The organism is Trinickia sp. LjRoot230 (assembly GCF_964253315.1).
In the GTDB taxonomy this organism is placed as follows: Bacteria; Pseudomonadota; Gammaproteobacteria; order Burkholderiales; family Burkholderiaceae; genus Trinickia.
This window is the reverse complement of the sequence record NZ_CAXUQX020000001.1, coordinates 3,104,744-3,119,654: the sequence shown is the minus strand read 5'-3', so window position 1 is coordinate 3,119,654 and position 14,911 is coordinate 3,104,744. Positions and strand designations below refer to the sequence as shown.

At 59.6% G+C, this 14,911-nt stretch carries 10 protein-coding genes, 2 tRNA genes and 2 rRNA genes; 6 read left to right on the top strand and 8 right to left on the bottom strand.

The window, feature by feature from the left end; all coding sequences use genetic code 11:
• Positions 1-29 precede the first annotated feature (29 nt).
• From ACSQ20_RS14200 to ACSQ20_RS14185, 4 genes are all read right to left on the bottom strand, one after another.
• Entirely contained in the window at positions 30-749 is a 720-nt protein-coding gene (locus ACSQ20_RS14200; protein WP_436020957.1) for a histidine phosphatase family protein, read from the bottom strand.
• Positions 750-761: 12 nt separating this feature from the next.
• Entirely contained in the window at positions 762-1,550 is a 789-nt protein-coding gene (locus ACSQ20_RS14195; protein ID WP_436020955.1) for an oxepin-CoA hydrolase, alternative type, read from the bottom strand.
• Between the two features lie 83 nt (positions 1,551-1,633).
• Complete coding sequence (locus tag ACSQ20_RS14190) at positions 1,634-2,812, bottom strand: pyridoxal phosphate-dependent aminotransferase (protein WP_436020953.1); 1,179 nt, start codon at positions 2,810-2,812, stop codon at positions 1,634-1,636.
• A complete protein-coding gene (locus tag ACSQ20_RS14185; protein ID WP_436020952.1) occupies positions 2,809-3,318 on the bottom strand; it encodes a putative toxin-antitoxin system toxin component, PIN family in 510 nt (169 codons plus the stop codon). Before ACSQ20_RS14185 ends, ACSQ20_RS14190 begins: the two co-directional genes overlap by 4 nt.
• 57 nt (positions 3,319-3,375) lie before the next feature.
• On the opposite strand from ACSQ20_RS14185, the gene yaaA reads away from it, so the two are divergent.
• The gene (gene yaaA, locus ACSQ20_RS14180) at positions 3,376-4,158 is read left to right on the top strand and encodes a peroxide stress protein YaaA (RefSeq protein ID WP_436020950.1); all 783 of its coding nucleotides are present in this window, start codon (positions 3,376-3,378) and stop codon (positions 4,156-4,158) included.
• A 45-nt stretch (positions 4,159-4,203) separates the two neighbouring features.
• Positions 4,204-5,367 carry a M14 family metallopeptidase gene (locus ACSQ20_RS14175; RefSeq protein WP_436020948.1) on the top strand — a complete coding sequence of 388 codons (1,164 nt, stop codon included), beginning with the start codon at positions 4,204-4,206 and terminating at the stop codon, positions 5,365-5,367.
• 127 nt (positions 5,368-5,494) lie between these two features.
• Here ACSQ20_RS14175 and ACSQ20_RS14170 read toward each other — a convergent pair whose 3' ends face one another.
• The 4 genes from ACSQ20_RS14170 to ACSQ20_RS14155 form a co-directional block, all read right to left on the bottom strand.
• Entirely contained in the window at positions 5,495-6,031 is a 537-nt protein-coding gene (locus ACSQ20_RS14170; protein ID WP_436020946.1) for a BspC domain-containing protein, read from the bottom strand.
• A 137-nt stretch (positions 6,032-6,168) separates the two neighbouring features.
• The gene (locus tag ACSQ20_RS14165) at positions 6,169-6,843 is read right to left on the bottom strand and encodes an energy-coupling factor ABC transporter permease (RefSeq protein WP_436023114.1); all 675 of its coding nucleotides are present in this window, start codon (positions 6,841-6,843) and stop codon (positions 6,169-6,171) included.
• A 65-nt stretch (positions 6,844-6,908) separates the two neighbouring features.
• Complete coding sequence (locus tag ACSQ20_RS14160) at positions 6,909-7,766, bottom strand: LuxR C-terminal-related transcriptional regulator (protein ID WP_436020944.1); 858 nt, start codon at positions 7,764-7,766, stop codon at positions 6,909-6,911.
• 190 nt (positions 7,767-7,956) lie between these two features.
• Positions 7,957-9,162 (bottom strand): DUF2863 family protein, encoded by a 1,206-nt coding sequence (locus ACSQ20_RS14155; protein ID WP_436020942.1) that lies wholly within the window; start codon positions 9,160-9,162, stop codon positions 7,957-7,959.
• A 600-nt stretch (positions 9,163-9,762) separates the two neighbouring features.
• On the opposite strand from ACSQ20_RS14155, the gene ACSQ20_RS14150 reads away from it, so the two are divergent.
• From ACSQ20_RS14150 to ACSQ20_RS14135, 4 genes are all read left to right on the top strand, one after another.
• Positions 9,763-11,293 (top strand): 16S ribosomal RNA (locus ACSQ20_RS14150).
• Positions 11,294-11,358: 65 nt separating this feature from the next.
• Positions 11,359-11,435: transfer RNA gene (locus tag ACSQ20_RS14145), tRNA-Ile, on the top strand.
• An 88-nt stretch (positions 11,436-11,523) separates the two neighbouring features.
• Positions 11,524-11,599: transfer RNA gene (locus tag ACSQ20_RS14140), tRNA-Ala, on the top strand.
• A gap of 409 nt (positions 11,600-12,008) precedes the next feature.
• Positions 12,009-14,892, top strand: a 23S ribosomal RNA gene (locus ACSQ20_RS14135).
• The 16S and 23S rRNA genes sit together here with 2 tRNA genes alongside, the layout of an rRNA operon.
• Positions 14,893-14,911: the final 19 nt, after the last annotated feature.

The window sequence follows — 14,911 nt, the reverse complement described above, 5'->3', positions numbered from 1 at the left end:
CGCGCTTCGCTTCGCGCTGCCGGGTCGGCTTAGTCGCTTGATCGATAGCGCAAATACTGCGCGTAGAGCATTTCCATCGTCGTATGCCGTACCTCTCGAAAAAGCGGCGTGGGCGGCGAGTAGTTGAGTGCGCGAATAACCCAATCGCGCGGCTCGCTGCCGACATCGAGCGCGTTGATGCAGCCCGTTGCCTGGGCAAGATGGCCGAAAAAAGGGCGGCCGCCCGCGGTGATGGCATGCGAGAGCAGCGCGCGATTCACGCCGCCGTGCAAGACGAGCAGTACCGTATCCCACGACGTGTCGGCGCGCAGCCGGGCGAGTGCGGGGAGCACGCGGTCGAGCAGCTCGCCTATCGTCTCGCCGCCTAGAAAGCGCGTTTGCTCGGGCACAACGCCGTCGAAGATGCTGAGAAAGGCGCGTTCGAGTTCGGCCGGCGCAAGATCGGGCAGACGTCCCGAACGAATCTCGCGCCATTCGGGCCAGGCTTCGATCTCGACTCGCTGGCCCGTTCTCTCGAGCACGCATTGCGCGGTTTCGATCGTGCGCGGCAGGCCGCTTACGATCACACGATCGAACCGGACGGCGTCCGCTGCAAATGCTTCACCCGCCGCGCCAGCCTGCGCACGGCCGTGCTCGTTGAGAGGCACCGTGTCGGGGTCGATCGCACGCGCGGTGTCGTCGAAATAGGTCACGTCGCCATGGCGCATCAGGAAGATGCGTCGACGTTTGGGCAGCGCGAATTCGGCCATCGTGGTGCTCGCTTATCGATAGCGCGGCGCGCGCTTTTCCAGGAAGGCATGGATGCCTTCGAGCGCATCGCTGTGCTGCAGCGATGCGATGAAATGATCGCGCTCGTCGCTCAGATGATCGGCAAGCGGCTGTTCGCGAGCGGCAGCGACGAGTGTTTTAATGCGTGCGAACGCGTTGGGAGAGCCTCGGCCGAGTTCGTCGGCCCAGGCAAGCGCCGTGTCGCGCGCCTTGCCCGGCTTGACGAGCCGGTTGACGACACCCAGCGCGTGCAGGCGCTCAGCGGCGATCGGCTTTGCCTCCAGCAGCATTTCGGTGGCCAGCTGCCGCGGCAGCGCTTGCGCGAGAAACCACGAGCCACCGCCGTCGGGCGTGAGCCCCACGCGCGCATACGACATCACGAATTTCGCATCCTCGGCCGCGACGATCAGGTCGCAGGCGAGCGCCAGCGAAAAGCCGGCGCCGGCAGCCGCGCCTTCGACCGCGGCGATAACCGGCTTCGTGCACGTGCGCAGCGCGACAATCCACTGGGCCAGCAGGTCGATGCTCTGCGCCTGGACTGACGCATCCTTCGCGCGGTTTTCGAGCAACCGGTGCAGATTGCCGCCTGCGCAGAAGAAATCGTCAGCGCCGGTCAGCACGACAGCGCGGATCGACGTGTCGCGCTCGGCAGTCTCGAGTGCAACGATGCCGGCCGCGTACATATCGGGGTGCAGCGCGTTGCGGGCGCCGGGATTCGACAAGGTGAGAACGAGCGTCGACTCGCTTTCGGGCGGCCGCGACGCCAGCAATTCTGCGCTCATGAAGTCTCCTTTGAACGGATCCAACGGTACGCCGGCGCGGGTGGTTCAACCCATCGCCAAGACAAGACCTTTGCGTGGCAGCGCTAAAGGCGCGCCAAGCGCTCGAGGGCGGTCGCGAGCGTCGTCTCGCGCTTGGCGAAGCAAAATCGCACGATGCCCGACTCGTGCGGTTCGTGATAGAAGGCCGAAACCGGGATCGCCGCAACGCCGATCTCACGTGTCAACCAAGTCGAAAACTCGGCTTCGGGCAAGTCGCTGATGGCCGAATAATCGACGCACTGGAAATACGTCCCCTCGCACGGCAGCAACTTGAAGCGGGTGTGCGCCAAGCCTGCCCGAAAAAAGTCACGTTTGCGCTGATAGAAGGCAGCAAGCTCGAGGTAAGGCGCCGGGTCTTGGAGATAATTGGCAAGCCCGATCTGCATCGGCGTGTTTACCGTGAACACATTGAATTGATGGACTTTGCGGAATTCCTCCGTGAGCGCGGCGGGGGCGGCGACATAGCCGACTTTCCATCCCGTGACGTGAAACGTCTTGCCAAAGCTCGATACCACGAAGCTGCGCGCGGCGAGTTCCGAATAACGCGCGACGCTTTCGTGCGGGGCGCCGTCATAGACCATATGCTCGTAGACTTCATCCGCGACGATCAACACGCGCGTATCGCGCACGATGGCTTCGAGCTTGCGCATGTCGTCGGCGTGCCAGACTCTGCCGGTCGGATTGTGCGGCGAGTTGATGATCAAGAGCCGTGTGCGGGGCGTGATGGCGGCCGCAAGCGCGTCGAATGGAATCGCGTAGTCGGGCGCGTTGAGCGTGACGAACACGGGTTTGCCGCCCGCCAACTCGATCGAGGGCACATAGCTGTCGTAGGTCGGCTCCAGAACGATGACCTCGTCGCCGGGGTGCACGGTCGAGAGAATTGCCGTCAGCAGCGCTTGCGTCGCGCCTGCCGTGACGGTGATCTCGGCTTGCGCGTCGTAGCGGCGCCCGTGGACTGCCTCGATCTTGCCGGCGATGGCCTCGCGCAGCGCGAGCGTGCCCGCCATCGGCGGATATTGATTGTGGCCGTCGCGCATGGCCTTGGTCACGGCGTCGATGATGCGGGCGTCACACTCGAAATCGGGAAACCCCTGGCCGAGATTGACCGCACCATGTTGTGCAGCCAGCGCGCTCATCACGGTGAAGATCGTCGTGCCGACATTCGGCAGACGCGAGGCAAGCGCGAAGGGCGCGGGGTTCGTCGATTCGGGGAGAGCGTTCATGGCGCGATCGGAAAAAGAGGCGATGGCTGCTGCTGCAGGACACAGGCCACGGTGAACGGCTCGGGTGGCGTGATCCTGAAGCCGAAATCACGTGAGGTGCGCTTGTCGAGCTTGAGCAACGCGCGGTCCTTTGAGACGAGCCAGCTTGCGCCGCTGGCGTAGGCGAGTTCGAGGAATTTCTGATCGTCGCGGTCCTTGCATTTGGGCAGCATTGCGGCGCCTTCCGGCGACGCGGCGAGCTCGGTCATCGAGCAAAGCTGCCCGACCGACGCGAGCAAGGCAGCCTTGTCGAGCACCCGAGAGGCGAATTGCGGGTAATCGAGCACACGTGAAAGCTCAGCCAGACAGCGCGCGTTGATGACGGCATCAAGCGCACCGCCGGTCAATGCCGCATGGATGGGCCGCGTGGCAGGGTCGTCGAAGACGAGGATGTCGATCCACACATTGGAGTCGAGCACCACGCGCTGCGCGCCGCGCGCACTACGGGAATCAGGAACACTAGGCATTCGCTACAATCGGGGTTTTCGCTTTCAACGTTCGGCACGGCGTGCCGTCAAGGCTCCATGATAATTGTTTTGTCTCCGGCGAAGTCGCTCGACTACGAGACGCCACCTCACATCGAACATCACACGATTCCCCATTTTATCGACGATGCCAGCGAACTCATCGACGATTTGCGTCGTCTATCGCCGCAGCAATTGGCGTCGCTAATGGGCATTTCGGACTCACTCGCCCGCTTGAATTTTCAGCGTTACGTCGATTGGTCGCCCCGTTTTGGCAAGCACAACGCGAAGCAAGCCGTACTGGCATTCAACGGTGACGTGTACGAAGGATTTGACGCGAAGTCGCTTGGTGCGGCCGAACTCGAGTACGCGCAACATCACGTTCGCGTGCTGTCGGGGCTATATGGCGTCTTGAGGCCGCTCGATTTGCTGCAGCCGTACCGCCTCGAAATGGGCACGCGCCTGCCGAATGCGCGCGGTAAGGATCTCTACGCGTTTTGGGGCGGGCGTATCACCGACGCGCTCAACGCGCAGTTGCGAAAAAACGAGCACGCCGCGCGCGTGCTCGTCAACTGCGCGTCGGGCGAATATTTCAAGTCGGTGAAGGTCCGTCAACTGGACGGCTCGGTGATTACGCCCGTGTTCCAAGACTGGAAGGGCGGGCGCTACAAGATCATCAGCTTTTACGCCAAACGCGCACGCGGGCTGATGGCGCGCTTTGCGGTCGAGCATCGGCTCGATACTCCCGAAGCGCTGAAGGCGTTTGCCGTCGAAGGTTATACCTTCGACAAAGCCGCATCGAACGATGCCACCTATGTATTTCGCCGCCGAGTCGGCGGTTGAAGCCGTAACACGGTTATTGCCCTGCACACCGGGCCGAGGAAAACCATGACGCTTTCGATTACGAGCAATTTTGACGGTGGTGCCATCGAGGTGCTGGCCTGCGAGCAGGCTGCCGATATCCGCTTGCGCATTCGCCCCGACAGCCACAGCGATTTCGCGCAGTGGTTCTATTTCAGGCTTTCGGGCGCGCGTGACGAGCTTTGCTCGATGACGTTCGAGAATGCGTCCCAATGTGCGTTCGAGCAGGGCTGGGTCGACTATCGCGCGGTGGCGAGCTACGACCGCGTGCATTGGTTCCGCGTGCCCACTCGCTACGATGGGCATGTGCTGACCATCGAGCACACGCCGGAGTTCGATGCGGTGTACTACGCTTACTTCGAGCCCTACTCGGAGCAAAGACACGCGGAGTTTCTCGGCACGGTTCAGCAAATGCCGCATGCCACGCTGGTCGAGCTCGGTACGACGGTCGAGGGGCGCCCCGTTTCGCTGCTGACGCTGGGCACAACAGAGCAAGCTGAAAGCGGGTTACCGCCAAAAAAGAAGGTGTGGATCATCGCACGCCAGCATCCGGGCGAAACGATGGCCGAATGGTTTGTCGAGGGGCTCGTGAAACGGCTTCTTGGATGGGGCGACTGGGCGGGCGACCCGGTGGCGCGCAAGCTGTACGAGCACGCGGCGTTTTACATCGTGCCCAATATGAATCCGGACGGTAGCGTTCACGGCAATCTGCGGACCAATGCTGCTGGTGCCAATCTGAACCGCGAATGGATGGAGCTCGACGCCGGGCGCAGTCCCGAAGTGCTGGCCGTGCGCAATGCGATTCACGCGAGCGGCTGCGACCTGTTCTTCGATATTCACGGAGACGAGGCATTGCCGTATGTGTTCGTCGCCGGTTGCGAGATGTTGCCGGGCTTCACGCCACGCCAAGCGGCCGAGCAAAAAGCGTTTATCGACGCGTTCAAGCTCGCAAGCCCGGACTTCCAGGATACGTACGGCTACGAGTCCGGGAAATACCGGGAAGACGCGCTCAAGCTCGCGTCAAAGTACGTGGGCCACGCGTTTGGGTGTCTGTCGCTGACGCTCGAGATGCCGTTCAAGGACAACGCGAACCTGCCAGACGAGCGCGTTGGATGGAGCGGCGAGCGCAGCGCTGCGCTCGGTGCGGCGATGCTCGGTGCCGTGCTGCATCATCTCGAAGCGTTTCCCTGAGACCCAGGAGGCCCGAAAGCGGAGGGCGCTGCGAGGTTGCGTTTCGCGGCGCAGCTGACCTCGTAGGCGCAGGCGAATTCGATGGCGGCTTCCCGTTTGCGGCGGGTTGCCGTTTCCATCGCAGCGCCTATTGGTTTGTCGACTTCTTCACGGCGCGCGTCTTAGCGCCGTGCTTCGTCTTGCCTTTCTTGGTCGAGCGCTCGGCGCGCGGTTTAGCGGATGGAACTGGATCGTTCCAGTTGAACGCGAGCATTTGCGAGCCCACATAGCCGCAGCGAAACGTGAGCGCATAAGGCGCACGGTTTTTATCGCGCGCGATGCCCTGGCCGTCGACCGTGACGACGTTGTCCACTTTCACGCGCTGCTTGCCTTCGTCGAACGGCTCGTTCCATGGCTTGATTGAGGCGTGGGCGCTATCGAAGGCGTCGGGCGGGAATTCGACGCGTTCGATCACGCTCGAAGTGCTTGCGACGAATTGGCCATGCGCCGCGCAATCCGCGACGAGCGGATCGGCGTGCATTTCGTTGATGAATTTGGCGACCATTTCGTTGCGATCGTCGATGAGATCTGCTCGGGCCGGAAGGGCGAGGGGCAGGCTGGCCACCGCTGCCGTCAGCCAGCGAACGAGCTGCCGCAGGCGGCGCGAGGTGTTGGAGCTATCCATCCAAATGTTATTAAACGAGACATCAGGCACGTAAGATGCCGTATTCCGTTGCGGAGTTCAATCGGCGCGTAAATATTTCGGCCGATCGGATGCGGCCAGCGGAGCAATGGGACACATGTTGCGTGCGAGCGGCTCGCTCAGGTGCGCGGTCCGCCGAGGCGGTAGCGTCGCACATCATTGGTCGTCACCCACGCCGGCCGGTAGACGGCGATCAGCGCAGTGGCCATACCGGTAAACCATGCTTCGCCCAACGCCAGCAGAAGCACGCTGAAAGCATAGCCGGCCGGCACGACTGAGTCGGAGCCACCCGCAAGCGCGATGTGTGCTCCGGCCGCGGCGCCCGATGCAAGCGCCACGGCGATAGTCGGTGATACGAAGCCTTGCGCACCGATGAAGACGAACAAATTGCGCGGTAGCCATGCGCTCGAGGCACGCTGAAAAAGCGCGGAAATGCCCACGGGCATTGCGCCGTAGATGAGGAACGTCAGCGCGACCCCGAGCCAAGCCGCATCGAACACAACGGCGGCGATTCCCGAAATGACCGCCATCGCGATAAGCGCGAGCGCCCAGTCGAACAGCGTGACGAACAGCGTTGCGCCGAGCAGATGCATGACCGGCCCGTCGTCCAGCCAGGCGTTGGTTGCCCAAAGCACCGAGATGGCGACGGTAATGGCGAGCCATACGTGCTGAAGCGTCGCATCCTGCAGACGCCTGAACGGCCTGCGCATCAGTGCGAGCGCGAGCAACCCCGCCGCGGTGATCCAGGCACCGACGGCAACCCATATCGGAAGCGGCGTATAAAGGAAACCCATATCGTCCATATTACTCGTTGGAATGCCGAACGTGGGAACGCTGCGCGCGGATGACCGCGTTGCCGTCAGCCGGCACGCGATATCGTCTTGCGAAACGGCGTCTCCGGTTCGGCGGCGATTGGCAAAGCGCTCGCCTCCTCGGTCCCCGGCATTGCATATGGGTACGTCGCGCCCGGGCGCAGCGGAACCGGTCCGCTTTGTCCGAGCGCGGGCCTTGGCGCGCGCTCGCCCTCGCGGCGTAGCACCTCCAGGTGTGGCGTCAGCCAGCCGTTGTAAATCGCCACTGCGGCTGCGCGATTGGGTGCGCCCAGTTGTTGGAAGATGCTAGCCAGATGAATCTTGACCGTGCCTTCGCTGATGCCGAGCGTGCGCGCGATCATCTTGTTGGTGCTGCCCATGTGAACGCAACGCATAATTTGCTCCTGACGTGGCGACAGCATTGATGAAAGTCGCATACGACGTGCCGGCGGTGTGAGCTCCCGCACGCGTGCCGGGGTGGGCACCGGTACTGGCGCCGAGTTCGGATTGTGCTCGCGCAAGAACGCGGTATGCGGCGCGTAAGAGCCGCCGGCCAAGACGAGTTCGAGCAGCCGTACGATCAGCTTCGGGTTGGTCGTGCGCGGAATGACGCCATGTGCGCGACCTTCGTCCATGAGCGGGCGCACGCGGCCGGGTGAGGCGTCGTCGACGAATATCGCCACCCGCATCCCGGGGTGCTCCACGATTACCGCGCGAACGTCTGACACGCGCATTCCGTCGTGCCAGTCGATGACCAGCAGCTCTGCGGGCATGCGCCGCAATGCTCGGCACGACTGTGCCCAATCCCTTGCTTCACAAAAACGCGCCTGCCGATTGATTTGTCGCAACAACGCCTTAAGGCCATCGCGTCGTTCTGCTTCTGCACTGAGAACTGCGAACCGCATGCTTGCCTCCGTATAGTCCGATGAGGCGGTGCGGGTGCAGCATGCCGGATAAGCCGGCTGGGCTTGGCGCACCGCCGACGCAATAATGACAAATTCCTTACGTCGAGGCGGCTAGCCTGATGGCATAGGACGGACGGCGACTGCCGCCGCGCGAGGCGGAGGCGCGTTCAAAAGCAGACGCGGCCGTGAATCAATGAAAGTGCGGTTGCGCCGGCTCGGCGTCTTCGGGCATCTCGGCGTGAACGATTTCGCCGAGCGGATCGGCGTATAGCGGCACGCCGCAATCGTCGCAATATTCCGGTTCGAAGCGTCCCGCGTGGCGCCGAATCTCCGTCACGCCTACTTCCTTGAGCAGCGCGATGATCTCTTCGAGCGGGCCGTCGATTTCTTCGGCGTCCTCGTCCATTGCGAGTTCGCCGTTTTCTCGCCCGTAAAGCGGCCACACGACGCCGTAGATGACGTCATTGCTGCCGCGACGCGTGAATCCGATCCGGTATTCGTCAACGCGCCGCTCGCCGAAGCCGGCCACGACAGCCCGCAGTTCCTGCGGTGCTGCGCCTGTGGTGTCGAACAGATAGCGGATGGCCGTGCGCACGGTATGCGGGCGCACGCGCTCGTCGGCGTCACGACAGGCCGAATAGTACGCGTCGGGCAACAGCGATTCGAATTCGCAACCGGGCAGCACGAGCGCCAGATTGGCGCCGCCTTGCTCGGCCCATTGCTCGAGGCACTGACCGCGCTCGATACGCGTGCCGTTTTCTTCTTCTTGCCAGCGAAAAAGCGGCGCGCCCACAGGCGCCAGCACCACTGCCAGCAAAAAGCGCGGATCGGCGAGGATTGGCGATGTTTCGGGTAGATCGCCAAAATTGATTTTAGCGGCGGCACCGTTGACGGCGGCTTGAATGAGTTGCTGGGCGACACGATAGGTTTCGACGTGATGCCGTGGCAACTGATCGATGCTGTAGAGAAATGGCGCGAGCGCGACACGCGTATCGGCGGCGAGCACATGCGCTTGAAGGTGGGCGCGCAGCGCGTCGACCGAATCCGCCTTGAGCGGGCCGGACGGTATCGCGTAGCGAGTCCAGGCCAATACGGGCGCGGCGATTAGCAGCGCTTCGTATGGCGTGCCTTCGTGTTCTATGACGAACGATTCGCTGTGTGTTTCGGCCATGTCGGCCAGCGCGCCATAAGCGTCGGGATGGTTCTGCTGGAGGTGATCGAGCGCGGCGTCGAGCGTGGTCTGGTTACCGTTGCGGACGATTTTCGCCAGCAAGGTATCGAGCTTCACTTCCCAAAAACGGTCTTCGACGCGGCTGCCCGACGCAAAAAGTGCCAGGGACAGACCGACGAGCTTATCGGCATCGGGGGGAAGGCGTTTGGCGATTCGCGAGCGCATAAGGGGGCTGGAAACACGTGGTTGGATTCGATGAACCCTCCATTCTAGACGCTTCCGCCGCGCTTTTAATTCAGGCGTGCAGCCGGGCGTCGACGGCAGCGCCAAACCCCGATGCGCGCCCGCGTTTTTCACTTGCGCGGCTGCGGGAAGGGCACTAGAATTGCGCCCTTTCGCGCGTTCGTCAGGGCGCGGGGGAAGAAGGGAAGCGAGGCTGCGGTGCGTGTTGGATAGTTGTCGGGTGGGGAGCGCGAGAGTTCAGGAAGCGCTAAAAACCAGTTGACGATAGTAGTAACGGGCCGCATAATCTCGCTTCTGTGCTGCAAACGCAGCGACGCAAGACAGGCAAGGCGCTGGAGGGGCAACCCGAAGGAGGGCTGGGCTGGTTAAGCGGTGCGATCTTTAACAATTCACAGTCGATAAGTGTGGGCGCTTGATGGCGAGTGCGCAGTTGGGCCTTTCGGGGTTCGACGGTAAAGCGAAAGCATCAAGTCTCACACAGTATTGAGGAAGGTTTAGAGCCGTTGAAAGACGGTTCGAGAACTGTCAGTACGTTGAGTGAGCGACCGATTCTGAGAAGAATCGAAAACAGTAACAGGTATTGAACTGAAGAGTTTGATCCTGGCTCAGATTGAACGCTGGCGGCATGCCTTACACATGCAAGTCGAACGGCAGCACGGGGGCAACCCTGGTGGCGAGTGGCGAACGGGTGAGTAATACATCGGAACGTGTCCTGGAGTGGGGGATAGCCCGGCGAAAGCCGGATTAATACCGCATACGCTCTGAGGAGGAAAGCGGGGGATCTTCGGACCTCGCGCTCAAGGGGCGGCCGATGGCGGATTAGCTAGTTGGTAGGGTAAAGGCCTACCAAGGCGACGATCCGTAGCTGGTCTGAGAGGACGACCAGCCACACTGGGACTGAGACACGGCCCAGACTCCTACGGGAGGCAGCAGTGGGGAATTTTGGACAATGGGGGCAACCCTGATCCAGCAATGCCGCGTGTGTGAAGAAGGCCTTCGGGTTGTAAAGCACTTTTGTCCGGAAAGAAAACCTTTGCCCTAATACGGTGGAGGGATGACGGTACCGGAAGAATAAGCACCGGCTAACTACGTGCCAGCAGCCGCGGTAATACGTAGGGTGCAAGCGTTAATCGGAATTACTGGGCGTAAAGCGTGCGCAGGCGGTTTGCTAAGACCGATGTGAAATCCCCGGGCTTAACCTGGGAACTGCATTGGTGACTGGCAGGCTAGAGTATGGCAGAGGGGGGTAGAATTCCACGTGTAGCAGTGAAATGCGTAGAGATGTGGAGGAATACCGATGGCGAAGGCAGCCCCCTGGGCCAATACTGACGCTCATGCACGAAAGCGTGGGGAGCAAACAGGATTAGATACCCTGGTAGTCCACGCCCTAAACGATGTCAACTAGTTGTTGGGGATTCATTTCCTTAGTAACGAAGCTAACGCGTGAAGTTGACCGCCTGGGGAGTACGGTCGCAAGATTAAAACTCAAAGGAATTGACGGGGACCCGCACAAGCGGTGGATGATGTGGATTAATTCGATGCAACGCGAAAAACCTTACCTACCCTTGACATGGACGGAATCCTGCTGAGAAGTGGGAGTGCTCGAAAGAGAACCGTCGCACAGGTGCTGCATGGCTGTCGTCAGCTCGTGTCGTGAGATGTTGGGTTAAGTCCCGCAACGAGCGCAACCCTTGTCCTTAGTTGCTACGCAAGAGCACTCTAAGGAGACTGCCGGTGACAAACCGGAGGAAGGTGGGGATGACGTCAAGTCCTCATGGCCCTTATGGGTAGGGCTTCACACGTCATACAATGGTCGGAACAGAGGGTTGCCAACCCGCGAGGGGGAGCTAATCCCAGAAAACCGATCGTAGTCCGGATTGCACTCTGCAACTCGAGTGCATGAAGCTGGAATCGCTAGTAATCGCGGATCAGCATGCCGCGGTGAATACGTTCCCGGGTCTTGTACACACCGCCCGTCACACCATGGGAGTGGGTTTTACCAGAAGTGGCTAGTCTAACCTTCGGGAGGACGGTCACCACGGTAGGATTCATGACTGGGGTGAAGTCGTAACAAGGTAGCCGTATCGGAAGGTGCGGCTGGATCACCTCCTTTCTCGAGCGAAGTGCGCTTAAAGTTGAGCGCTCACGCTTATCGACTGTGAAGATAGACAGACTCAGGGGTCTGTAGCTCAGTCGGTTAGAGCACCGTCTTGATAAGGCGGGGGTCGTTGGTTCGAATCCAACCAGACCCACCATGTCGATGATCGTTAGTGCTTTAGCACTTGCGAGCATCCCATCCCCGTAGGGGGTGCGGCGGATGCCCTGGGAATGCATTGGTTATGCGGGGGCATAGCTCAGCTGGGAGAGCACCTGCTTTGCAAGCAGGGGGTCGTCGGTTCGATCCCGTCTGCCTCCACCACCCCCTCTATCGTTAGCGCTTTAGCGCTTACGAGAGCGCGGTCCCCGAAGGGGATGGGGCGTCTCCAATGACAAGTGTTTGTGCCAAGTGCGGCCCGAGTCTTTGTCATTGGCGATTGAGCCATTGAGTACGGCACGCGAGTGTCGACTGTCGATCTTTAACAATCTGGAAGAAGAAGTAATGGATATTGGACGCATCTATGAGATGGATGCGAAAGATATCAGGGTAGTGATTGTATCAGTATGAAAAGTTATCGAAAGATGGCTTGGAATACGGCAAACGCAAAACTCAAACCTGTAGCGAAGTGGTTCTCACCCCGCAGGTGGTACCTCATAGGTGCCCCGCAAGGGGGCGGGCTCAGCGTAAGCGCTAAAGCGCTAACGCTGAGCGCGAAACGCTCTCGTTATAGGGTCAAGCGAACAAGTGCATGTGGTGGATGCCTTGGCGATCACAGGCGATGAAGGACGCGGTAGCCTGCGAAAAGCTTCGGGGAGCTGGCAAACGAGCATTGATCCGAAGATGTCCGAATGGGGAAACCCACTCCGAATGGAGTATCCATGACTGAATCCATAGGTCATGAGAAGCGAACGCGGCGAACTGAAACATCTAAGTAGCCGCAGGAAAAGAAATCAACCGAGATTCCCAGAGTAGTGGCGAGCGAAATGGGATCAGCCGGTACACGTTATCTTCGACGTTAGCCGAACGCTCTGGAAAGTGCGGCCATAGCAGGTGATAGCCCTGTAGGCGAAAACGACGAGGAAGGACTAGGTGTACGACAAGTAGGGCGGGACACGTGAAATCCTGTCTGAAGATGGGGGGACCATCCTCCAAGGCTAAATACTCGTGATCGACCGATAGTGAACCAGTACCGTGAGGGAAAGGCGAAAAGAACCCCGGGAGGGGAGTGAAATAGATCCTGAAACCGCATGCATACAAACAGTCGGAGCCTGGAAACGGGTGACGGCGTACCTTTTGTATAATGGGTCAGCGACTTACGTTCAGTAGCAAGCTTAACCGAATAGGGCAGGCGTAGCGAAAGCGAGTCCGAATAGGGCGTTCAGTTGCTGGGCGTAGACCCGAAACCAAGTGATCTATCCATGGCCAGGTTGAAGGTGCGGTAACACGTACTGGAGGACCGAACCCACTAACGTTGAAAAGTTAGGGGATGAGCTGTGGATAGGGGTGAAAGGCTAAACAAACTTGGAAATAGCTGGTTCTCTCCGAAAACTATTTAGGTAGTGCCTCGTGTGTCACCTTCGGGGGTAGAGCACTGTCATGGTTGAAGGGTCCATTGCGGATTACTTCGCCATAGCAAACTCCGAATACCGAAGAGTGCAATCACGGGAGACAGACATCGGGTGCTAACGTCCGGTGTCAAGAGGGAAACAACCCAGACCGCCAGCTAAGGTCCCGAAATATAGCTAAGTGGGAAACGAAGTGGGAAGGCTAAAACAGTCAGGAGGTTGGCTTAGAAGCAGCCACCCTTTAAAGAAAGCGTAATAGCTCACTGATCGAGTCGTCCTGCGCGGAAGATGTAACGGGGCTAAGCTATATACCGAAGCTGCGGATGCGCACGCAAGTGCGCATGGTAGGAGAGCGTTCCGTAAGCCTGCGAAGGTGCACCGAAAGGTGTGCTGGAGGTATCGGAAGTGCGAATGCTGACATGAGTAGCGATAAAGGGGGTGAAAGGCCCCCTCGCCGTAAGCCCAAGGTTTCCTACGCAACGTTCATCGGCGTAGGGTGAGTCGGCCCCTAAGGCGAGGCAGAAATGCGTAGCTGATGGGAAGCAGGTCAATATTCCTGCACCATTGTGAGATGCGATGGGGGGACGGATCGCGGAAGGTTGTCCGGGTGTTGGACGTCCCGGTCGCTGCATTGGAGAAGGCGCTTAGGCAAATCCGGGCGCGTAATTCAAGGGTGTGGCGCGAGCGGCTTTAAGCTGCGAAGCAATCGGAAGGGGTCCCAAGAAAAGCCTCTAAGCTTCAGTCTCACAATGACCGTACCGCAAACCGACACAGGTGGGCGAGATGAGTATTCTAAGGCGCTTGAGAGAACTCGGGAGAAGGAACTCGGCAAATTGGTACCGTAACTTCGGGATAAGGTACGCCCCTGTAGCTTGACTGGCCTGCGCCAGAAGGGTGAAGGGGTTGCAATAAACTGGTGGCTGCGACTGTTTAATAAAAACACAGCACTCTGCAAACACGAAAGTGGACGTATAGGGTGTGACGCCTGCCCGGTGCCGGAAGATTAAATGATGGGGTGCAAGCTCTTGATTGAAGTCCCGGTAAACGGCGGCCGTAACTATAACGGTCCTAAGGTAGCGAAATTCCTTGTCGGGTAAGTTCCGACCTGCACGAATGGCGTAACGATGGCCACACTGTCTCCTCCCGAGACTCAGCGAAGTTGAAGTGTTTGTGATGATGCAATCTCCCCGCGGCTAGACGGAAAGACCCCATGAACCTTTACTGTAGCTTTGCATTGGACTTTGAACCGATCTGTGTAGGATAGGTGGGAGGCTATGAAGCGTGAACGCTAGTTTGCGTGGAGCCGTCCTTGAAATACCACCCTGGTTTGTTTGAGGTTCTAACCTTGGGCCCTGAATCGGGCTCGGGGACCGTGCATGGTAGGCAGTTTGACTGGGGCGGTCTCCTCCCAAAGCGTAACGGAGGAGTACGAAGGTACGCTAGGTACGGTCGGAAATCGTGCTGATAGTGCAATGGCATAAGCGTGCTTAACTGCGAGACCGACAAGTCGAGCAGGTGCGAAAGCAGGTCATAGTGATCCGGTGGTTCTGTATGGAAGGGCCATCGCTCAACGGATAAAAGGTACTCTGGGGATAACAGGCTGATACCGCCCAAGAGTTCATATCGACGGCGGTGTTTGGCACCTCGATGTCGGCTCATCTCATCCTGGGGCTGTAGCCGGTCCCAAGGGTATGGCTGTTCGCCATTTAAAGAGGTACGTGAGCTGGGTTTAAAACGTCGTGAGACAGTTTGGTCCCTATCTGCCGTGGGCGTTGGATATTTGAAGGGGGCTGCTCCTAGTACGAGAGGACCGGAGTGGACGAACCTCTGGTGTACCGGTTGTCACGCCAGTGGCATCGCCGGGTAGCTATGTTCGGAAGAGATAACCGCTGAAAGCATCTAAGCGGGAAACTCGCCTTAAGATGAGATATCCCCGGGGCTTCGAGCCCCTTGAAGGGTCGTTCCAGACCAGAACGTTGATAGGTCGGGTGTGTACACGCAGTAATGCGTTCAGCTAACCGATACTAATTGCCCGTAAGGCTTGATCCTATAACCGGAGCGTTTTGCG

What these genes read in the sequence shown, in the direction of transcription:
- yaaA (WP_436020950.1), top strand. Translation starts at nt 3,376, where the DNA reads ATGATAATTGTTTTGTCTCCGGCGAAGTCGCTCGACTACGAGACGCCA.
- ACSQ20_RS14160 (WP_436020944.1), bottom strand. Translation starts at nt 7,766, where the DNA reads ATGCGGTTCGCAGTTCTCAGTGCAGAAGCAGAACGACGCGATGGCCTT.
- ACSQ20_RS14190 (WP_436020953.1), bottom strand. Translation starts at nt 2,812, where the DNA reads ATGAACGCTCTCCCCGAATCGACGAACCCCGCGCCCTTCGCGCTTGCC.
- ACSQ20_RS14155 (WP_436020942.1), bottom strand. Translation starts at nt 9,162, where the DNA reads ATGCGCTCGCGAATCGCCAAACGCCTTCCCCCCGATGCCGATAAGCTC.
- ACSQ20_RS14195 (WP_436020955.1), bottom strand. Translation starts at nt 1,550, where the DNA reads ATGAGCGCAGAATTGCTGGCGTCGCGGCCGCCCGAAAGCGAGTCGACG.
- ACSQ20_RS14165 (WP_436023114.1), bottom strand. Translation starts at nt 6,843, where the DNA reads ATGGGTTTCCTTTATACGCCGCTTCCGATATGGGTTGCCGTCGGTGCC.
- ACSQ20_RS14200 (WP_436020957.1), bottom strand. Translation starts at nt 749, where the DNA reads ATGGCCGAATTCGCGCTGCCCAAACGTCGACGCATCTTCCTGATGCGC.
- ACSQ20_RS14170 (WP_436020946.1), bottom strand. Translation starts at nt 6,031, where the DNA reads ATGGATAGCTCCAACACCTCGCGCCGCCTGCGGCAGCTCGTTCGCTGG.
- ACSQ20_RS14175 (WP_436020948.1), top strand. Translation starts at nt 4,204, where the DNA reads ATGACGCTTTCGATTACGAGCAATTTTGACGGTGGTGCCATCGAGGTG.
- ACSQ20_RS14185 (WP_436020952.1), bottom strand. Translation starts at nt 3,318, where the DNA reads ATGCCTAGTGTTCCTGATTCCCGTAGTGCGCGCGGCGCGCAGCGCGTG.